Origin of the sequence: Actinobacillus genomosp. 2 (genome assembly GCF_029773605.1) — a bacterium.
Taxonomy (GTDB): Bacteria; Pseudomonadota; Gammaproteobacteria; order Enterobacterales; family Pasteurellaceae; genus Actinobacillus.
In genome coordinates this window covers 162,357-180,673 of record NZ_CP103807.1, presented here as the reverse complement: position 1 = coordinate 180,673, position 18,317 = coordinate 162,357, and the positions used below count along the sequence as shown (strand labels likewise).

Annotated in this window: 22 protein-coding genes and 2 pseudogenes; 12 read left to right on the top strand and 12 right to left on the bottom strand. The window is 40.1% G+C overall.

Annotated elements, in window-relative coordinates:
• Nucleotides 1-351 (top strand): hypothetical protein, encoded by a 351-nt coding sequence (locus tag NYR60_RS00870; protein ID WP_279467991.1) that lies wholly within the window; start codon nt 1-3, stop codon nt 349-351.
• Nucleotides 288-497 (top strand): annotated as a pseudogene (locus tag NYR60_RS00865) (IS1595 family transposase); the annotation flags it as partial. The gene NYR60_RS00870 and the pseudogene NYR60_RS00865, both read left to right, overlap by 64 nt.
• Nucleotides 498-923: 426 nt before the next feature.
• Here the strand turns inward: NYR60_RS00865 and NYR60_RS00860 are convergent.
• The gene (locus NYR60_RS00860; RefSeq protein WP_279467189.1) at nt 924-1,817 is read right to left on the bottom strand and encodes a LysR family transcriptional regulator; all 894 of its coding nucleotides are present in this window, start codon (nt 1,815-1,817) and stop codon (nt 924-926) included.
• A gap of 122 nt (nt 1,818-1,939) precedes the next feature.
• Here NYR60_RS00860 and NYR60_RS00855 point away from each other — a divergent pair, with 122 nt between their 5' ends.
• The 5 genes from NYR60_RS00855 (at nt 1,940) to NYR60_RS00835 (ending at nt 6,389) form a co-directional block, all read left to right on the top strand.
• A complete protein-coding gene (locus NYR60_RS00855; protein WP_279467186.1) occupies nt 1,940-2,392 on the top strand; it encodes a nuclear transport factor 2 family protein in 453 nt (150 codons plus the stop codon).
• Between the two features lie 100 nt (nt 2,393-2,492).
• Nucleotides 2,493-3,014: a GNAT family N-acetyltransferase gene (locus tag NYR60_RS00850; RefSeq protein WP_279467185.1), complete on the top strand. Its 522-nt coding sequence runs from the start codon at nt 2,493-2,495 to the stop codon at nt 3,012-3,014.
• Between the two features lie 215 nt (nt 3,015-3,229).
• Nucleotides 3,230-4,888 carry a MotA/TolQ/ExbB proton channel family protein gene (locus NYR60_RS00845; RefSeq protein ID WP_279467184.1) on the top strand — a complete coding sequence of 553 codons (1,659 nt, stop codon included), beginning with the start codon at nt 3,230-3,232 and terminating at the stop codon, nt 4,886-4,888.
• Nucleotides 4,888-5,580 (top strand): OmpA family protein, encoded by a 693-nt coding sequence (locus tag NYR60_RS00840; protein ID WP_279467182.1) that lies wholly within the window; start codon nt 4,888-4,890, stop codon nt 5,578-5,580. The genes NYR60_RS00845 and NYR60_RS00840 overlap by 1 nt, the downstream gene beginning before the upstream one ends.
• Nucleotides 5,580-6,389 carry an HNH endonuclease gene (locus NYR60_RS00835; protein WP_279467180.1) on the top strand — a complete coding sequence of 270 codons (810 nt, stop codon included), beginning with the start codon at nt 5,580-5,582 and terminating at the stop codon, nt 6,387-6,389. The genes NYR60_RS00840 and NYR60_RS00835 overlap by 1 nt, the downstream gene beginning before the upstream one ends.
• Before the next feature lie 46 nt (nt 6,390-6,435).
• Here the strand turns inward: NYR60_RS00835 and NYR60_RS00830 are convergent, their stop codons facing one another.
• Complete coding sequence (locus NYR60_RS00830; RefSeq protein WP_279467179.1) at nt 6,436-7,062, bottom strand: glutathione S-transferase family protein; 627 nt, start codon at nt 7,060-7,062, stop codon at nt 6,436-6,438.
• 167 nt (nt 7,063-7,229) lie between these two features.
• Here NYR60_RS00830 and NYR60_RS00825 point away from each other — a divergent pair, with 167 nt between their 5' ends.
• Nucleotides 7,230-7,643 (top strand): ester cyclase, encoded by a 414-nt coding sequence (locus NYR60_RS00825; protein ID WP_279467177.1) that lies wholly within the window; start codon nt 7,230-7,232, stop codon nt 7,641-7,643.
• A gap of 171 nt (nt 7,644-7,814) precedes the next feature.
• Here NYR60_RS00825 and NYR60_RS00820 read toward each other — a convergent pair whose 3' ends face one another.
• From NYR60_RS00820 to NYR60_RS00800, 5 genes and pseudogenes are all read right to left on the bottom strand, one after another.
• Entirely contained in the window at nt 7,815-8,105 is a 291-nt protein-coding gene (locus NYR60_RS00820; RefSeq protein WP_279467175.1) for a DUF1330 domain-containing protein, read from the bottom strand.
• A gap of 11 nt (nt 8,106-8,116) precedes the next feature.
• Nucleotides 8,117-8,547, bottom strand: a pseudogene (locus tag NYR60_RS00815) (organic hydroperoxide resistance protein).
• A 23-nt stretch (nt 8,548-8,570) separates the two neighbouring features.
• The gene (locus tag NYR60_RS00810) at nt 8,571-9,698 is read right to left on the bottom strand and encodes an NADH-dependent flavin oxidoreductase (protein ID WP_279467174.1); all 1,128 of its coding nucleotides are present in this window, start codon (nt 9,696-9,698) and stop codon (nt 8,571-8,573) included.
• A 129-nt stretch (nt 9,699-9,827) separates the two neighbouring features.
• Nucleotides 9,828-10,214: a hypothetical protein gene (locus NYR60_RS00805; RefSeq protein WP_237593720.1), complete on the bottom strand. Its 387-nt coding sequence runs from the start codon at nt 10,212-10,214 to the stop codon at nt 9,828-9,830.
• Between the two features lie 43 nt (nt 10,215-10,257).
• On the bottom strand, nt 10,258-10,911 hold the full coding sequence (locus tag NYR60_RS00800) for an NAD(P)-dependent oxidoreductase (RefSeq protein WP_279467173.1): 654 nt from the start codon (nt 10,909-10,911) through the stop codon (nt 10,258-10,260).
• 135 nt (nt 10,912-11,046) lie between these two features.
• Between NYR60_RS00800 and NYR60_RS00795 the strand changes: the two genes are divergently transcribed.
• A complete protein-coding gene (locus NYR60_RS00795; RefSeq protein ID WP_279467172.1) occupies nt 11,047-11,931 on the top strand; it encodes a LysR family transcriptional regulator in 885 nt (294 codons plus the stop codon).
• Nucleotides 11,932-11,973: 42 nt separating this feature from the next.
• On the opposite strand, the gene NYR60_RS00790 is transcribed toward NYR60_RS00795, so the two are convergent.
• Nucleotides 11,974-12,369: a MerR family DNA-binding protein gene (locus tag NYR60_RS00790; protein WP_279445980.1), complete on the bottom strand. Its 396-nt coding sequence runs from the start codon at nt 12,367-12,369 to the stop codon at nt 11,974-11,976.
• Between the two features lie 76 nt (nt 12,370-12,445).
• On the opposite strand from NYR60_RS00790, the gene NYR60_RS00785 reads away from it, so the two are divergent.
• The gene (locus NYR60_RS00785) at nt 12,446-13,054 is read left to right on the top strand and encodes a cation diffusion facilitator family transporter (RefSeq protein ID WP_279436857.1); all 609 of its coding nucleotides are present in this window, start codon (nt 12,446-12,448) and stop codon (nt 13,052-13,054) included.
• A 96-nt stretch (nt 13,055-13,150) separates the two neighbouring features.
• On the opposite strand, the gene NYR60_RS00780 is transcribed toward NYR60_RS00785, so the two are convergent.
• From NYR60_RS00780 to NYR60_RS00770, 3 genes are all read right to left on the bottom strand, one after another.
• Nucleotides 13,151-14,566, bottom strand: a complete 1,416-nt coding sequence (locus NYR60_RS00780; RefSeq protein WP_279467171.1) for a glucose/sorbosone family PQQ-dependent dehydrogenase — start codon at nt 14,564-14,566, stop codon at nt 13,151-13,153.
• Between the two features lie 100 nt (nt 14,567-14,666).
• Nucleotides 14,667-14,879, bottom strand: a complete 213-nt coding sequence (locus NYR60_RS00775; RefSeq protein ID WP_279467169.1) for a carboxymuconolactone decarboxylase family protein — start codon at nt 14,877-14,879, stop codon at nt 14,667-14,669.
• A complete protein-coding gene (locus NYR60_RS00770) occupies nt 14,870-15,118 on the bottom strand; it encodes a carboxymuconolactone decarboxylase family protein (RefSeq protein ID WP_279467168.1) in 249 nt (82 codons plus the stop codon). The genes NYR60_RS00775 and NYR60_RS00770 overlap by 10 nt, the downstream gene beginning before the upstream one ends.
• 183 nt (nt 15,119-15,301) lie before the next feature.
• Here NYR60_RS00770 and NYR60_RS00765 point away from each other — a divergent pair, with 183 nt between their 5' ends.
• Nucleotides 15,302-16,156: an AraC family transcriptional regulator gene (locus NYR60_RS00765; protein ID WP_279467988.1), complete on the top strand. Its 855-nt coding sequence runs from the start codon at nt 15,302-15,304 to the stop codon at nt 16,154-16,156.
• 67 nt (nt 16,157-16,223) lie between these two features.
• On the opposite strand, the gene NYR60_RS00760 is transcribed toward NYR60_RS00765, so the two are convergent.
• Entirely contained in the window at nt 16,224-17,123 is a 900-nt protein-coding gene (locus NYR60_RS00760) for a LysR family transcriptional regulator (protein WP_279467167.1), read from the bottom strand.
• Between the two features lie 90 nt (nt 17,124-17,213).
• On the opposite strand from NYR60_RS00760, the gene NYR60_RS00755 reads away from it, so the two are divergent.
• A complete protein-coding gene (locus tag NYR60_RS00755) occupies nt 17,214-18,275 on the top strand; it encodes an NADH:flavin oxidoreductase/NADH oxidase (RefSeq protein ID WP_279467166.1) in 1,062 nt (353 codons plus the stop codon).
• Nucleotides 18,276-18,317 lie beyond the last annotated feature (42 nt).

Here is an 18,317-nt window from a genome sequence, read left to right as displayed (position 1 = left end):
ATGTCTAATGACAATTTAGCATTATTAGCTACAGTAGCATACGCAAAAATTACGGATATTAGTAATAGTAATATCATTCAGAGAAATCTAACAGATATTGAACTTTCAACAGAACAAGCAAAAAAATTTACTGATATTTATGACATAATCGCCCATAAACCAAACACATCTAATGGCTATTCAGGAACTATTGTTAAGAATAAAAAAACAAATGAGATGTTTGTGTTACATAGGGGAACAGAAGTTAAAACAGGGGCTGATTGGCTAGAAGATGGTATTTTGGTAACCAAAAGTCTAATGGCGAACTGTTTAGTGATATTCTCAAACGTTGCTTATGGGTATTACCATTAAGGGAATGGGTGGGTTATTGGCAAGGAAATCATCGCACACAAGAGCTTATTGGCATGACCGCATTTAGCCCTGAAGAAATTTCTCAAAGCTATTTTAAAGCATTAAACGAACGTATGGCTTACGAAGAACGTTTACTTGCTGCGTAATTCATCACGGGCATTTTCATTAAATAGAACAAAATGCATTTGAAAAGCTTACCTGAAGCAAGGTTGAGCGGGTTGGCTACGCTTGTAATAAGGAAATGTTGTGTAATCAGTGAGAAAATCGACTAGAATTAGGTCAAAGAAATGCTCTTAACCCTGTTTTTGGCGTTAAGAGCATCGTAAATTTTATTGCGGTTAAGATTGCGTTTTGGATTTTGTGCAACTGCTACATAATACCGAAAAAGTTGGCGAATTTTAACCGCTTGTTTATTTTCTATCACTTACAACTCAACACACTTACCCATTTAATTTATAAATGAAACTTTTGGCAATTATCTAAAAAGTTTAAAGTATAATTGAAACTTTTTGAACTATAACTAACCCTGTCCATCTTCTACTATAAAACTTTATAAAGTATTCTTCCTTTCCCTACCAATTCCCCTTCCCCTCAAACTCTTCCACTAAAAAATCCACAAAGCTGCGGACGGTTTGGGGGAGTTGGCGGCGGGAGGGATAGACGGCGTACACTTGATAAGTCGGCATTTGCCAGTCGGGTAGCACAATTTGTAGTTGATTATTTTTGAGCTGTTGTTCAATAAAATACTTCGGCAACATTGCGATGCCACCGTCTGCTAAGGTGAAATTAAGTAATGCCCCTGTGTCGTTGATGGTGAGTTGGCTGGTCAGTTCCAACACGGTTTCTTGCCCGCCTTTGATAAATGTCCACTCTTTTCGGTTTACATTTGCGTGTGCTAAATAACGATGATTGGCTAATTCTTGCGGTGAGTGAATTGTGCCGTGCTGAGTCAAATAAGCAGGCGTTGCCACTAATAAAGAATGGCAAGTGAATAATGGGCGAGCCACAGCATTTGGATCGGGATTGTTCGTAAAACGGACGGCAAGATCGATTCCCTCTTCAACTAAATTTACCGTGTTATCCGCCAAAATCAGCTGAATATTCAGCTTCGGATGTTTGGCTAAAAAAGTGCGAATCGCATTGAGCAAATGGGTGCTACCAAATGCTGCGTTCGAGGCAATTTTCAACGAGCCTCGTAATTCCCCTTGCTTAGTTAAAAAATCCTGCTCGATAGCCGAGGTTAATTCCGTCATTTTTTTGCAATATTCGACCGCTTGTTCGCCTGCATCGGTCAGTGAAACGTGGCGAGTGGTGCGTTGCAAAAGTCGGGCATTAAACCATTCTTCCATAAGGGCGACTGCACGGGTAACTTTCGGGCGTGAAAGATCCAATCGTTCTGCCGTTGCAGTAAAACTGCCGGTTTCCGCCACCATTAAAAACACTTGAATTGCAGTAATTCTATCCACTTTTCACCCTTATTGTTTCAATTTTTAAAACAATTATATCAGAAACCAGCCTTTTTCCCATTTTTTATTTCAATATAATGGCAACAGATTATTTGAAACTCTTCAAGCAAAGGAAAATCAATATGAAAAAATTACTTAAAACTGCAGTAATTTCAACCGCACTTTTAGCCACAACAGCGGCAATGGCACACACCACACCGGAGCAAAATAAGAAAAATGCTCTTGAGTTTTACGAGTTAGTGTTCAACCAACACAAAGTACAAGAAGGTACAGACAAATACATCGGCAAAGAATATTTACAGCACAACCTGACCGTAGCGGACGGTGGCAAAGCGTTTGTGGACGCATTCGCGCCGTTCTTAAAAGAACATCCGCAATCACGTGCTGAAATCAAACGTGTGGTGGCAGAAGGTGACTTAGTGATGTTGCACGTTCATAGCACGTTAAATCCGCAGGATAAAGGCGAAGCGGTGGTGGATATTTTCCGCTTCGACGAAAACGGCAAAATCGTAGAACACTGGGACGTAATCCAAGCCGTACCAGAAAAAACGGCAAGCGGTCGTTCAATGTTCTAACGCAAATTTCAATTTACAAGCGGTCGAAAAACGAGAAAGTTTTGCGACCGTTTTTTTATTGTAAAATAGAATGCAATCTATCTTAAAACTAGGATCGAAAATGTTAGAACTGAAACCGTTAGCAGAAGAAAAGAGAGAATGGTTTATCAGCTCATTACAATGGGCTTTTAAGCAAGCCATGTTAGATGAACTTGCGGAAAATGAAGAAATTATTAGTCGAGAAGAAATTGAAGCTACAATGAAAGCCGATAATGCACAGAGTTTACAGATTGAATATCAAGGACAACCAGTAGCCGGTGCGGTGGTGAGAATTGATGAACAGACTCAACGTAATTGTTTAGATCTGTTTTTCGTTACCGCCAATGAGCCTAGCAAAGGCTTCGGGCTAGCTGCATGGCAAGCGATTGAACGACATTATCCACAAACCAAAATATGGGAAACGCACACACCGTATTTTGAAAAACGCAATATTCATTTTTATGTGAATAAATGCGGTTTCAAAATTATGGAATTTTATCACGAGAAAAATCCTGATCCACATTCGCCAAATTTGCAAAAAAACGCACAAAATTCACAGCTTGATGAAATGTTTCGCTTTGAAAAAGAGATGAAAACACCGTGAAAACTGTCGCCCTTATCCTTTACCCACATTTCAGCTTATTTCATTTTGCCGTGCCACAAATGGTATTTTCCGCAACAGGATTGGCAAATGAGCTGTTATTTGATTTGAAAGTTGTGATGGGAAACTTTTGGGAGATTATTGTAATTTATAAATAAAACTTTCCTAATAATTATAAAGTTTAAGTTATAATACGAACCTTACCTTAGGAGCATATTATGATCACCTTTATTGAAAATTATTTAAAAAGCCTTCCTGCAGAAAGTATTACTAACTACTTTTTCTATCTAATGCTTGGTATTACTACTTTTAATCTTTTTTTATTCTTTGCATTACCTAATATTAGAGAAAGTTTCCGTTCTAGAATTCTTGATTACGCCCCAACACTTTTAACTTCATTGGGGATATTAGGAACCTTCACAGGGATTGTGTCAGGGTTACTAAATTTTGATATTGAGAATATTGATAACAGTATTACTGAATTACTATCAGGAATGAAAACAGCTTTTTTAACTAGTGTAATCGGGGTTACGCTCTCTATTTCCCTCAAAGTAATCTTTACTCTATTTAAGAAAAAGAATAAGAAAAGTGATGAAAATAATTCAATGGATATTGAGAGTATTGTTAATACGCTATTCAAGCAAACAGAATACTTAAAATTGCAAACAGAAAAATCAGATGTATTAGCCGATAATTTGCAAGCAATGGTAAAAATGTTAGGTAGTGAGTCAGACGGTAGCTTACTTGGGCAACTCAAATTGTTAAGAAGTGACTTATCCGATCAACAAAAAGCATTGCAAAAAACGTTTACTCCAATGGCAGAAAATTTAGAAAAAATTCTAAATTCATTTAACGATCAAAAACAAATATTCTCAAATTTTGAAAATAAGTTATGGATTAAATTACAAGACTTTGCGGATATGATGTCTAAATCTGCTACGGAAGCAGTTATTGATGCTCTAAAAAAAGTAATCCAAGACTTCAATAATAATTTAACTGAACAATTTGGTGAGAATTTTAAACAATTAAATTTAGCTGTTATTAATTTGGTTGAATGGCAAGAGAATTACAAAAATCAATTAAATGAAATGATCTCTTTGTATAATTCAGGAATACAATCTTTAACAACCACAGAAACTGCAATTTCAAATATTGAAAATTCAACTCAGTCTATTCCAACTACGATGGAAAAATTAGATATGATAATTCGTTCTAATCAACAACAAATTGATCAGCTCGATGGGCATTTAAAGAGCTTTGCACAGTTGCGTGACAAAGCTGTCGAAGCAATTCCAGAAGTTCAGAAACAAATTTCAGCAATGTTGGAGAATGTAAACAAAGCAAATTCAGATTTAACTCAAGGTTTAAAAGAGAGTGGGGAAAAATTACAACAACATATTGCAAATACGTCGGATAAATTAGGACAATCAATAACAGAAACTTCGCAGAAACTAGGCGAAACAGCTAATTTAATTTCAACACAAAATAAAGAATTAACAGCATATCAAAAACAATTATTTGAGCAAATTACGCAATTTGCGAGTCGTTGGAATCATGAATTCAACAATAATGTAAAGCGTATTCATGAAGCATTTAACCATTCTGTTGAAGAAATGATTAAGTCGCAAGTTTCAGAAAACCGTAAGCTAATGCTTTCACTCGAAAAAGAAAGTGAAAATGCCTTGAAATCTACTGCTGAAAGTGTACAGAAACAATTAGATTTAATTGATAAGTCAATGCAAGAAGAAATAAATCGAGTAATGAAAGAAATGGGAGGAGCCCTTGCCGCAATTGCTAATAAGTTTACTGATGACTATGTCCGTTTAACAGAACAAATGGCAAAAGTAGTTCAGCAAAATAATCGAGGTAGATTCTAATGCAGATTGATTTTTCTAAATTGAAATTACAGCAACAAGAATCTGAAGATTCTCAATGGTTACCTGTTTCCGATTTAATGTCTGGTTTAATGATTTTATTTCTCTTTATTGCGGTGAGTTTTATCTTAAACGCCAAGCGTGTTGCCGATAATTACCAAGATAATCAAGAAAAAATCTATCAGGCATTGCAAACAGAATTCTCTCCTAAACTGAAAGACTGGAAGGCAAAAATTGATAAAGATACACTAACTTTTATTTTTACTGATCCAGAAGTTCTATTTGAAACAGGGCGTTCTGATCTCAATGCACCATTTAAGAAAATTTTAGATGATTTTTTCCCTCGGTATATGAAAGTGGTTGATAATTATAAAACATCAATTAGCGAAATTCGGATTGAAGGGCATACCAGCACTGAATGGGATCATAAATCAAGTGATGATATGGCTTATTTCTTAAATATGCAACTTTCCCAAGATAGAACTCGCTCAGTGTTAATTTATTTATATCAACTAGAAAACATTGCTCAATACCGCGATTGGATAAAAAGCAATTTATCTGCCGTAGGATTATCATCATCTAAAACCATTAAAAATACCCAAGGTATCGAAGATAAAGAGGCTTCTAAGCGAGTAACTTTTAGAATTATCACTAACGCTGAAGAACAATTAAGAAAACTTTCTGAGGTAAAATAATGAAATTGTCAGTAGATTTTAGAGCCTTATTTACAGCAGTAAAGAAAATGGGGGTGGAGAAAATCACACCTATTTCCTTATTACCAACCAACCAAGCGATAAAAACAGATTTTGAAGTTCAAATCAATTCTCGATCTGGTTTTGAAGTATCAAATATTGAAGATGTTGAGGTAAAATTTGGTGTATTTACTTATAACGGCTGGCACGTTCTGCTATTTATACCTGACCATAGCTATGGCTCTACTTTTGATAGAACAATAGAAGATTCAAGCCAAGGAAATAAATATCATTTAACAGATTGTAGTACTTTGGAAAATATGCGACAAAGAGGGCGATTCCAACGCTACCACGCAACGAATAATACTGAAGGAATATTTACTATTTTTGATGCTTATGGGCGAGAAGCTGAAGTTGCGTTGCATGCTTGTAAGAATTGCTTACGCCAATTAGGATATTATCCATACAACACATTTAATTTAGTTGGTTTTTTTGAAAAATATGACTCCCATTTTCGCAATTTACCCAAAGCAATTAATCAGGATAAAGCTGGCTATCATCAAGACTGGGAAAATATTTCTCGACAATATCGTGAAAGCCACCAGTATTGTTGTGAGCAATGTGGAGTAAATTTAACATCTCATAAGCATCTATTAGATGTACATCATAAAAATGGTGTAAAGCAAGACAACCGAAAAGATAATTTAATTGCACTATGTAAAATTTGCCATAGCGAGCAGGATAGCCATGGTCATTATTATGTTAGTTTAATGGATAGACAAATCATTGAATCATTACGTTCTCCATTTTAATTCCTAAAAGGCCGTAAACTCCCAACAATTTACGACCGCTTGTATTTTAGAATCGACTCAAATCCAAGCCACCATCTGTTTTCTCATTCGCTTTGAGATAAGCTGGGTGGGTTTCGATTTGTTCGAGGTAACGAGTGATATTTGGGTAATCCGCTTTGTTCATATAGTTTAAGCCCCATTGTAGAGGGAAGCTTAATGCAAAATCTGCACCGGTGAGTTGTTCGCCCACGATCCAAGTTTTGCCTTCTAACGATTTTTCTACGTGATTGAAATATAAACCAACTTGCGCATTAGTGTATTGGGCGAAATCGCCTAAATCACCTTTCTTTGAGACTAACGCTAACAAATTCGCGGAGAACATTGAGGCTGAAATCGCTAACCAGTAAACGTAATTAGAATAAGCATCGGTTTTGTGTGCTGGGGTGAAACGGTTTTCAGTATCATAACGATCAAGTAAGTGTTGGATAATCGCATTACCTTCCGCTAACACTAAATCGCCGTCTTGCAATACAGGAGCTTTGCCAAGCGGATGTTGTGCTTTCAGTTCTGCCGGTGCGAAGCCGGTTCCTTCTAAGCGGTCATAAATTTTTAGTTCGTAATCCACGCCTAAGGCTTCAAGTAGCCATACAATACGGTGTGAACAAGATTGTTTTAGATAGTGTAACGTGATCATATTTTTTTCCTTAAGTAACAGGGAATGTAAAACTTCTATAACTTATAACCTGCTTTAATTTATAAGTTTTTCTTCAAAGTGTTTAAAGAAAATAGATTATTATAAATTTATCTTACATAAGATATAATTTCTCACAACTCAAAAGACACTATTTCATAGGAGAAATTATGAGTTTTCAAAAAGAGCAAATGCAACGTTTTCAAACTGCCATTAACACTGCTGATGAAGCATTAATGTGTGAGTTAGTAGCTGACGATGCCCCATTTTATACACCAATGTCTCCTGAACCAATGGTTGGCGGAAAAGGTTATCTGGCGATTGTTCATTTGTTCCTCCAAAGCTTCCCTGATGTTCAATGGCAAGCCGAAGCAATGGTCGAAGAAGGCAATATCGTTGTGGTGCAATGGCTATGCACAGGCACTCACTTGGGTGATTTTATGGGTAAAGCCCCTACGGGGAATAAATTCGCAACACGCATAATGAATTTTTATTACTTCAATAAACAAGGCAAAATTATCAACGATGTAGCAGCAGAAGGCTTAATCAAAATCGTTGAAGCTGTCGGTTTGTTAGGTCGCTAATTTTTTTGTAAAGTTTGAGCGATATTCATAAATTGGCAAAATTTCACGAAAATTCGACCGCTTGTTTACTCGCCATATAGACAAAATACCGACTGAAATATCAATCTCAGGCGGTATTACTTTCTTCCAATAGCGGTAAAACTTTGCAAAATCTAACCGCTTGTCAGCGAATTAAGCAATACCATTTAATAGTACCGCACGCCCTAGTGTTGCATTCAAACGCATTGATTTGATTTTTTCGTATTCAGGGCTGGTGTACCAAGCTCGGGCGGCTGCCATATCAGGAAAGCGTAACACTACGGAACCGTCAATTTCCGCACCCTCAAGGGCTTGACATTCACCGTTTGCCACCAAAATCTCGCCACCATACGAAGCCAGTGTCGACACGCCTAGTTGTAAATACTCATCGTAAGCGGTTTGATCTTTCATTTCGTCACGAATAAAAACCACATAGGCTGTCATTGTTAATTTCCTTATAGATCAAAGATTTGCATCACATTCACGTGTAAACGCACGTCCACATTACCACGCGTTGCGTTTGAATATGGGCAAGTTGCGTGGGCTTTTTCGATCAACGTTTTTGCTTCTTCTAAGCTAATTCCTTCCACGGTGATAGTGATGTCAATTTCAAAGCTGAATGCACCGTCTGGTTTTTGACCGATACCCACCCCACTGTCGTTGAATGTTTAGTTGGTTTAATGCCTAGTGTTGGGGCAACGTGGATAATCGCATTGTCAAAGCACGCTGCATAGCCCATTGCGAAAAGCTGTTCTGGGTTCGCCCCCACTTTACCGCTTTCGTTTTGGAAGCTGACTAAATCTAATGCGAGTGAACCGTCATCTACTTGTGTGCGACCGTCACGACCGCCTGTTGCTGTTGCTGATGTTTTGTAAAAAATTTTCATTGTGTATTCCTTCTAAATAAAGATTAAATATCTAATGGTTTCCAATCTTGACCTTTCACAGGTGGCAACCACGCACCGCCTTTTTGACATAAGCCCCAAAGAATGTCTGGCATTCCGTATTGGTCGGCACGAGTTGGATCAAGCTCGGTTGCGATTTCGCTATCACGATTTTCTTTCAATAAAGTTGCAATGTTTGGGTTTACCATTACCGCTTTACCTAAGCCGATAAATTCCGCCCAACCTGTTTGGAATGCCGCTCGGATTTGTTCGCCTGAAAGTAAGCCACCCACGCCAATTAATGGCAATTTACCGTTAATGCGTTCGTGAATAAGTTGCATACGAGTGAGGTTAGTATCTGCTCCACGACGTGCTTTTTTGTCAAATTCATGCAATGAAACGTGCAAGTATTGCAATGGTTTTTCAACTAACGCATCAATTAAAGCGAAAGTATCCGCCATAGTTAAGCCGTTTTCACCCAGTTCTTCCGGTGAGAAGCGGTAGCCTACAATAAATTCAGGTTTTGCATATTTCTCTTTTAATGCAATCACGGAATCCACAATCGCCAATGGGAAACGTAAACGTTTTTCAAGGCTACCACCCCATTCGTCCGTACGGCGGTTAAATTCGCCCGAGAAGAATTGTTGAATCAAATAGCCATTCGCACCGTGAATTTCCACACCGTCAAAGCCTGCACGGATCGCTAATTCTGCTGCATTGGTATAGGCCTGAATTAACGCCACCACTTCGTCAGCCGTTGCTGCTTTTGCACCGCTTTCAGCGTGGTCTGACGCACTCACTAAGGCTTGTCCGTCTGTTAAATTAGCTTGTGCATTCACGCCACCGTGATGAATTTGTAAAATCGCCTTTGTGCCTTGTGCTTGCAACACTTTTGCCGTTTCACGCAGGCTCTCTAAATGGCTATCATCAAGGGCTTCAGGCTGCCCCACAAAGGTTTTACCATTTTTTGCCACTAACGTAGCCGCTGTGATGAACATACCCATATCCACCGCACGGTTACTAATAAAAGTACGCTCTTGTGCACCTAATGTACCGTCTTCGTTTGAACCGAAGTGAGTCATTGGTGCAACCACCAAGCGGTTTTTAATTTCTACGCCATTGTTTAATGCATAAGTTTGAAAAAGTGAATTCATTATGTTCTCCTGTTAAGCATTATCCGTTAGAAGTGCGGTTATTTTAGGGGGGATTTGACGATGGGAGGTAGCTTATTTCTCTAAAACAATTGCCTAATTCTCTAAATGTTATGGCATTAGTGAAGACATTTAACTATAAGCGATAGGGGCAATCTTTTTTTCAAATTCAGCAAGTTCCATTGGTTCTTGGCTTTTGACTAAGCGGATATGATTACCTCGCCGCCAAAGCCACATGGAGCAATCTTCAAATTGAAATACCGTTAGGCAGAGATCGTACCAATCGTGGCGATATCTCAACAATTTCCCCCTATCGTAAAAATGCATCGCCAAATGTTGATACTGATTAACCGCTAAATTGTTTGTCGCAAAGCGAGTTTCTTCAACATAAAAAACGGTGTTGTCTAATTGGATGTTTTCCATCTTTTGTAGTTCACCTAAATGGAGTAAGCGAGGCGAATGGTTAAGCATTTTCCAAAAAATGCCTCCACATATTAGGCTAAAAATCAACAGTGCCATTATTTACTCCTATAACAAAAAAAGGGCGTCTCCGCCCTGTTTCTTAGTTCGCTACCGTAAATCTGCTAAATAAGTGGGCTTTTTGTTCCACGTCATCAGCGATTGCCACGGCTAAATCTAGTACTGAAATATCTGCTGGCGAGCCGTCACCGTTGAGCAATACATCATCTTTGCCTAGGCGATATTTGCCTGTTTTTTCAAACGAAAGCGGGTTTACCGCAAACATTGCCGCAGGCGATAAAAATGCCCAGTTAATATCACGGCGACCTTTTAATTCGGTAAGTAAATTACGCACCACATTTGCCGCTGGGAACACTTCAGGTGGGAAATTTGGTGTATCCACCAGCTGTAAATCAGGGGCGACATAAAGGCTACCTGCACCGCCAATCACCAATAAATACGGCACATTAGCCACTTTGGCTGCGTTCAAAATAGATGCTGAACCACGCTCGGTATCTTCGACCAGATTTGGGTTTGTCCAACCGCCATTAAACGCACTCACCACCGCATCGAACCCTGCTAATTTTTCTGCAAAATCTTCTGCATTTACGTCCGCTTGCACGGCTTGAACGTTCTCTGCCTTAAACACCTTTTCAACATTGCGAGCAAAGCCCACCACCTCGTGTCCACGAGAAGCCAATTCTTGCACTGTTGCATTGCCCGCTAAACCTGTTGCGCCAATTACTGCGATTTTCATAACGTTTTCCTTCTGTTAAATTAAAAAATAATGACGTTGCCGTTTTGATGTTGCACAGTATAACGAAACAAAAAATTGAATAAATGGCATTTTTTGAATAACATTGTTTCTTAATGAGCAACAATGGAAGAAAAAATGGATAAACTTACTGCAATCAATGTTTTTCTATCGGTGGCTGAAACGGGCAGTTTTACCCAAACGGCTGAACGATTAAACATCTCTAAATCAATGATCAGCCGTTATATTGCCCTAATGGAAGACTGGCTCAACGCTCATTTATTCCAACGCACCACACGCAAAGTGGTACTTACCGAGATTGGAGAGCAAGCGGTCGTTTTTTGCCGAAAAATTACCGAAAGTGCGGTGGAAATGGAACGAGAAATTTCCGCTCAAAAAGGCGAATTACGAGGTGTGATTCGGGTGGCGAGTTCGGTTTCCTTCGGCAGTTTGCATTTAGCAAATAGCATTAACCGTTTTATCAAACAGCACCCTAAACTCAATGTGCAGTTACAACTAACAGATAATTTGGTCGATTTAATTAGTGAGCGTATCGATCTTGCCATTCGTATTACCCATAATCCCGACCCCAATTTAATTGCCCGAAAGCTGGCGGATTGCCATTCATTGCTAGTGGCAAGCCCTGCCTACCTTGCGGAATACGGCACGCCAACTACGCCAAACGACTTGTCGCAACATCATCAGCTTTGCCATAGCAGTATGAAAATATGGCACTTAACGCAAGGGGAACGCACCGCCGAAATTGATTTGTCGAGTAAATTTACCACCAACGATTCTACCGCCTTGCTCAATAGTGTGCTTGCCGATAATGGCATTGCGATGTTACCGAAATATATGTTAGGCGACCTACTGGTAAGCGGTAAAATTCTCAACGTCTTGCCTGAATGGACACTCCCCAAATACAGCCTTTACGCTTTGTATCCAAGCCGAGAAAAATTACCGCTTGCGGTGCGACAAATCATTGATTTTTTAGTGGAAGAATTTGAACAGAAAGATTGGTAGGACATCAAAAAATGAATACGTGGGCATTTTAGCCCACGCAAGTTACCTATTTTTTAAGCCGTTTATGACCTTGCATTGTGAAATTTTATGGTTATTGCATCCTTGCAAGCCTTGTAGCTTTTGCTTGATTTGCTGTAATTGAGAGAGTTTTTCATCAATTTGCAAAATGTGGCTGGCGAGAAGCTCATCGACATTATGGCAATCTTGTTGCGGTTGCTGTTGTAAAGCCTGCATTTGTTTGATTTCTTCAAGCGAAAACCCTAATGCTCGGCAATTTCTGATGAAAATTAACTGTTCCATAATGGTTTGATTAAATTGGCGATAGCCGTTTTCTGCTCTTGGCGGGCAAATTAATGCGACTTTTTCGTAATGGCGAATCGTTTCAAGTGAAAGCCCCGTTTGTTTGCTCACTTCTTTTACCGTAAAAAAATCATTCATCTTAATTCCCTCTTGACCCTGTGCTAAGAACAGGCTTTACAGTATAGCTCTATTTTCAATTAGATAGGATTTTTTTATGGCTTGCAATCATTGTGCTGTTGAGCAAACAATGCTTTCCAACACTTATCGGAAAATTTTATGGGTCGTATTTTCGATCAATGCAGTAATGTTTATAGTTGAAATTTTGGTCGGCTTGCGAGCAAATTCGGTGTCACTATTAGCGGATAGTTTGGATTTTTTAGGTGATAGTGCCAATTATCTGATTAGCCTTTTGGTTTTAGGTAAGTCTCTTTCCATAAGAGCAAAAGCCAGTCTTCTTAAAGGTATAACAATGGGATTGGTTGGCGTGTGGGTTTTCATTACAACCTTTTACCAATTTGCTGAAGGCTCACTTCCAAGTTATAACGATATGGGCGGAATGGGATTAGCGGCATTTATGGCAAATATGCTTGCCGCTTGGTTACTCTATCGCTTTCGTCAAGGCGACAGCAATATGATGAGCGTATGGCTATGCTCACGAAATGATGCGATTGGTAATTTAATCATTATCTTAGCCTCATTTTTTGTTTATCTTACTCACTCAAATCTACCTGATCTTATCGTTGCTATTGTGATGGTTTATCTCTCACTTTCAGCGAGTTATGCGATTATTCGCCAAGCACTTAAAGAGTTAAAACATCAATAGCTTTGCCACAGGCGGTCAAAATCTGCAAATTTTTTGCGAATGTCGATCGCTTGTGTTTTGTAGGGTAGGCACTATTGCCCACCTTTTCTAGCATTGTTATTTCGCTTCAAAAACGAGAATTGCCCCTTTGTTTTCGACTTCATTCACGGGTTGTAGCTGTTTGCCCATAATGTAGCCTGCACTGTCGGTAGCAACATAGATTTTCGAGCTATCAGGCGACACCAGTACCATTCGGTAGCGGTTGCTGGTACGGAAGTGGGTTAGCACTTCGCCCTGAACCTGTTTTGCATCGCCACTTAACGGTAATTGGTAAAGAATGCCTGTTTTTACCCCTGTGATAAGCAAGGAATTTTGCAAATGCTTGATTTTGCCGTCTTTCGGGTAGTAAGCGATACTGGTGGTTGCCACCGTTGGCCAGCAAATATAGTCGCCATTGCATTTTGGATCATTGAAATTGTAGCTGTTCGGCACGGTATAGAACGTTTTTAATGGCTCTTTGAAGTTGTCCAATTTCACATCCGTTTCTTTTTGGAATTGTGCTTTCACGCCCTCTGGTACGGTCACTTCATCGTACATCGGGGCTTGGGTACAGTTGTTCACTTGAGAGTAATTCACATAGCTATAAGCCTGATTGTCTTGGTAGCCAGCAATGTGCGGCCAGCCGTAGTTACCCCCTTTTTCGATGAGATTGACTTCATCATCCACGCCCGGACCTTGATCCACGTTGAACAGTTGATCGCCTACCCAAACTAAGCCTTGCGGATTACGGAAACCATACGCCCAAACGTGGCTTTTCACACCATTGATCGTTGGGTTATCGTCAGGGATTGAACCGTCTAAATTCAAACGAAGAATTTTTCCACGATAATGGCTGAAGTTGCCTTGCTTGATTTCCTCAGCGGTTGGTAATTTCTGAGCGAGGTTTTCCTTACAGCTATTACCGTATTGGTTGAAACCGTTATCGCCAAAGGTTGCCAATAATTTGCCCGCTTGGTCGAACATCAAACGCCCGCCATTGTGGTCATCACCGCCTGTTAAATTATCTAGCACCACCGTTTCGTGACTGAGCGTTCCCGCTTTGGCATCATAGCTTAAACGCACGATACGCCCAGCGGTTGATTTGCCGTCCGTTGGATTTTTGGCATAAGTGTAGTAGGCGTAAACATAGTCCTCGCCTTTGCCTTTCAAGAAATTAGGGTGGAACGCCATTCCCAATACGCCCTGATGAACGGGCTGAGCGAAGGCTTTGTCAAAGGTGTAAAGCACTTTTTTCTCGCCCGTTTTGGGATCAATGGTCGCAATGTTCTTGCCTTGACGCTCGGTGATCCAAATTTTGTCGTCAGCCCCCCAAACCATATCCCAAACGCCGTCTAAGCCGTCCACCAATACTGAACTTTTAATCTCTTGTTCAAGGTTCGCCACCACAGGATTTGCCACGGCTTTCGTTTCAGCGTAAGCCGTTGTGCCAACTGCGACAGTTGCGATCATCATCGCCAGTAATGTTTTTTTCATCATTGCTCCAAAAGGTGAATAAAATTTCGCCATTCTAAGCACAAGCGGTCAAATTCGCAAAATGATTTACAAATTTGACCGCTTGCAGAGTGGGTAAAAATTAGAGTTCTACGCTATCTAGCCCCATTGCTTTGTCCATTGAGCCGATTTCGGTGTGGAATGCTACGCCAAGACGGTTCCACGCATTGATTTGGGCGATCGAGAATACTACATCGCATAATTCTTGATCACTAAATACCGCTTTGGCTCGGTTGTAAAGCTCATCGCTAATGCCTTCGGGCTTGATTTGCGTAAGGGCTTCGGTTAATTCCAACGCATACGTTCTTTTTCCGAGAATAAGTGGCTTTCACGCCAAATCGCAACGTGGTGCAAACGCATTTCTCGTTCCCCAGCTTTGCGAGCGGTTTTCACGTGCATATCAAGACAAAATGCACAACCATTCAGTTGTGATGAGCGGATTTTGATGATTTCTTTCATAAAAATGTCAATCGACAAATCGCCAAGAGCATTTTCCACTTTAAGCATTTCGTTAAAAATTTTTGCTCCAACCATTGGTTAGCTTAAACGTTTCATAGTTGTTTCCTTTGTTATGAAAATTTGAGTAGGTAAGCATTTTTGCCCACCTACACACAAAATACGATTATAACCTATTTACTAAACGAGAAGTTATTTTTGTGGAAATTTCACGATTGTCGGTATATCATTTCGGTAAAAATTTTGCCTAATTCTCCAAAAATGCAAATTATTGATAAATTATTACCGCTTGTGCCGAAAAACCAACTTTGGCAAACTCCCATTGAAGGGCTTGTGATTCAACACGCTGATCATCCAACGCCTATGGGTAACACAATTCTCGAACCTCGTATTTGTATTGTGTTGCAAGGCGAGCGAAAAATTTGTATCGGTGATCAATGTACGCTATTCAGCAATCAACATTTTATGTTCTGTCCGGTAAACGTGCCATTGTCGGTAGAAGTGGTGGAAGCAAGCCCCGAAAAGCCCTACTTGATGATGACGATGAAAATCGATCTAAAAATGGTGGCAAGTATCGTGCCACATATTCCAAAGACAATTGCAAAAAATCAGCCAAAATCGACCGCTTTCTTACAATGTCAAATGGAAGAAAATCTATTGGCTCAGTTTGAGCGCCTAATTGATTTGCTCAAAACTCCGGAAGATATAGATTTTCTTGCACCACTTATTCAACAGCAAATTTACTATGTTCTGCTAAAAAGCGATCAAGGGCAGAAATTACGGGAATTGGTACAAGTAGGCAGTCACACAAATCGAATCGCTCAAACCGCACTTTGGATCGAGCAACATTTATCTGAACCGTTACGGGTAGATGAGTTAGCGAAACAGGCAGGAATGTCAGTATCAGGTTTTCATTCGCATTTTAAAAAAATGACCAATATGTCACCGCTACAATATCAAAAATCGCATCGCTTACTAGCTGCACAGCGTTTGATCCAAGCCAAACAGAGCAATATCGCCAATATTGCTTTCCAAGTCGGTTACGAAAGCCCAAGCCAGTTTAGCCGAGAATATAAAAGACATTTTGGGGTAAGCCCGAAAGGAGATGCTAGCTAGTATATTTGCTATATGAGTGACAACAAGCGGTCTAATTTCCCTCATTTTTTGTAAATATGTTTGTCAATTATGGTTTCGTCAGGCTCTCCACCAACAAATTTCTGATCCATTGGTAAGCCGGGTCTTGGTGAGTGCGTTCGTGCCATGCCATTTGGATTGCAAAGCCCTGTACTTCGAGCGGAAGCGCTTTGCAGACCAATCCGGTGAGATTATGAGTTAAACGTGATGGCACCAATGCCACCACGTCTGTGCTACGTAAGATATTCGGTAGCAAAGAAAAGTGATTAACCGATACTGACACACGGCGAGTTTTACCGAGTTTAGCCAATGCCTCATCGCACACACCGTAAAATTGTCCGCCGTCATAGGACATCATTGCAAAATCCAATTCACAAAAGTTGTCTAAATTGAGCGGTTGATTTGCCATTGGGTGCTCTGCTCGCATCACACAAACATAATGTTCTGTCAGTAACGGTTTGCTGTGCAAATCCGCCGAAATATGTTGGGTAGACACCAAGGCAATATCAATTCTTGCCTGTTCAAATTGGGCTAACAAATCCACATCTTGTGCCGGTAAAAAAGCGACACGAATTTTCGGTGCAAGTTGCTTTAAATGGGCTAAAAAAGGCGTACCGATTGCTTCCAAACCATAATCAGTGGAGGCAATCTTAATCGTCATTTCGGCCGTTTGCGGATCAAATTCCACTGGTCGCAACATTCGATTCACTTCCGCCAAAATGGTTTTAACCGAAGGCATTAATGCCAAGGCTCTGGCAGTCGGTTCAATCCCGTGTTGTACACGCACAAATAACGGGTCACCAAAACTATCACGCAAGCGATTTAGCATTGCACTCATTGCTGGCTGAGTCACGGATAAACGTTGTGCCGCTTTGGTTACGTTACGTTCTTGCAAGAGTGCATCAAACGCTTTCAATAAGTTTAAATCAACGGTTCTAATATCACGCATATTTATATTTAGTATAAAAAATTGTGATTAGATTTTATATCTTCAGCCGATTAAAATCCATTCGTTTTTTAGACATGAAGGATTAGATCAATGGCAAAATTTAGATATTTACAAACACCTTTCAAGCTCAAAAATCTTGAACTCAAAAACCGTATCGTGATGCCACCTATGTGCCAATATTCGGCAACAGACGGTGTGCCGAACGACTGGCATTTTGTGCATTACACCGCACGTGCGATTGGTGGTGTCGGTTTAATCATTGTAGAGATGACTAACGTTGCACCAAATGGCCGTATTACGCCGAAGTGTTTAGGGTTATGGAATGATGAACAACGTGATGCGTTTAAACCGATTGTCGAGTCCGTACATAAATACGGCAGTAAAATTGCGGTGCAAATCGGTCATGCCGGTCGTAAAGCACAAGACTGCGATGATGTGGTTGCCCCTTCGGCAATTCATTACGGTGAATTAGATTATGCAGGTCAGAATTTAAAAACACCTCGTGAATTAAGCAAAGCGGAAATTCAAGATGTGATTCAATCTTACCAAGATGCGGTAAAACGTGCGGTAGAAGCTGGCTTTGATGCGATTGAGATTCATGGCGCGCACGGCTATTTAATTCACCAATTCTCATCACCGAAATCAAATCAACGTACTGATGAATACGGTCAAGATCGTTTCTTATTTGGTGAGCAGGTAATTAAAGCGGCTAAAGCGGTAATGCCGGCGGATATGCCGTTAATTGTACGTATTTCAGCACAAGAATTTGGTGCGGACGGCTTTGATGCGGATTACGGTGTGGAAATGGCAAAACGCTTTGCGGCAGCCGGTGCGGATTGTATGCACGTAAGTGCCGGCGGTGACGGTGTGTTAGCGGAAGGTAAACATCCGCCATTTAATGCAGGCTATCAAGTGTATTTGGCTCGTGCGGTAAAACAAGCAACTGGTTTACCAACCATTGCGGTCGGTATGTTAGATGATGCGAATGTGGTAGATCACGTGTTAGCAATCGGCGATGCGGATCTAGTGGGCGTTGGTCGTGCATTATTACGTGACCCACAATGGTTATTGAATGTACAATACGCACAAAATGCGTCAAATAACAGCGGTATTGAATTTGTGCCGGCACAATATCAACGTGGTTATTTCTAATTAACGTCTATACAAGCGGTGTAAAAAGAAGCATTTTTTACA

Bases quoted from the DNA above. Each gene is read 5' to 3' on its own strand.
- NYR60_RS00870 (WP_279467991.1), top strand. From the start codon at position 1: ATGTCTAATGACAATTTAGCATTATTAGCTACAGTAGCATACGCAAAA.
- NYR60_RS00855 (WP_279467186.1), top strand. From the start codon at position 1,940: ATGAAAAAATTACTTAAAACTGCAGTAATTTCAACCGCACTTTTAGCC.
- NYR60_RS00850 (WP_279467185.1), top strand. From the start codon at position 2,493: ATGTTAGAACTGAAACCGTTAGCAGAAGAAAAGAGAGAATGGTTTATC.
- NYR60_RS00845 (WP_279467184.1), top strand. From the start codon at position 3,230: ATGATCACCTTTATTGAAAATTATTTAAAAAGCCTTCCTGCAGAAAGT.
- NYR60_RS00840 (WP_279467182.1), top strand. From the start codon at position 4,888: ATGCAGATTGATTTTTCTAAATTGAAATTACAGCAACAAGAATCTGAA.
- NYR60_RS00835 (WP_279467180.1), top strand. From the start codon at position 5,580: ATGAAATTGTCAGTAGATTTTAGAGCCTTATTTACAGCAGTAAAGAAA.
- NYR60_RS00830 (WP_279467179.1), bottom strand. From the start codon at position 7,062: ATGATCACGTTACACTATCTAAAACAATCTTGTTCACACCGTATTGTA.
- NYR60_RS00825 (WP_279467177.1), top strand. From the start codon at position 7,230: ATGAGTTTTCAAAAAGAGCAAATGCAACGTTTTCAAACTGCCATTAAC.
- NYR60_RS00820 (WP_279467175.1), bottom strand. From the start codon at position 8,105: ATGACAGCCTATGTGGTTTTTATTCGTGACGAAATGAAAGATCAAACC.
- NYR60_RS00810 (WP_279467174.1), bottom strand. From the start codon at position 9,698: ATGAATTCACTTTTTCAAACTTATGCATTAAACAATGGCGTAGAAATT.
- NYR60_RS00805 (WP_237593720.1), bottom strand. From the start codon at position 10,214: ATGGCACTGTTGATTTTTAGCCTAATATGTGGAGGCATTTTTTGGAAA.
- NYR60_RS00800 (WP_279467173.1), bottom strand. From the start codon at position 10,911: ATGAAAATCGCAGTAATTGGCGCAACAGGTTTAGCGGGCAATGCAACA.
- NYR60_RS00795 (WP_279467172.1), top strand. From the start codon at position 11,047: ATGGATAAACTTACTGCAATCAATGTTTTTCTATCGGTGGCTGAAACG.
- NYR60_RS00790 (WP_279445980.1), bottom strand. From the start codon at position 12,369: ATGAATGATTTTTTTACGGTAAAAGAAGTGAGCAAACAAACGGGGCTT.
- NYR60_RS00785 (WP_279436857.1), top strand. From the start codon at position 12,446: ATGGCTTGCAATCATTGTGCTGTTGAGCAAACAATGCTTTCCAACACT.
- NYR60_RS00780 (WP_279467171.1), bottom strand. From the start codon at position 14,566: ATGAAAAAAACATTACTGGCGATGATGATCGCAACTGTCGCAGTTGGC.
- NYR60_RS00770 (WP_279467168.1), bottom strand. From the start codon at position 15,118: ATGGTTGGAGCAAAAATTTTTAACGAAATGCTTAAAGTGGAAAATGCT.
- NYR60_RS00765 (WP_279467988.1), top strand. From the start codon at position 15,302: ATGCAAATTATTGATAAATTATTACCGCTTGTGCCGAAAAACCAACTT.
- NYR60_RS00760 (WP_279467167.1), bottom strand. From the start codon at position 17,123: ATGCGTGATATTAGAACCGTTGATTTAAACTTATTGAAAGCGTTTGAT.
- NYR60_RS00755 (WP_279467166.1), top strand. From the start codon at position 17,214: ATGGCAAAATTTAGATATTTACAAACACCTTTCAAGCTCAAAAATCTT.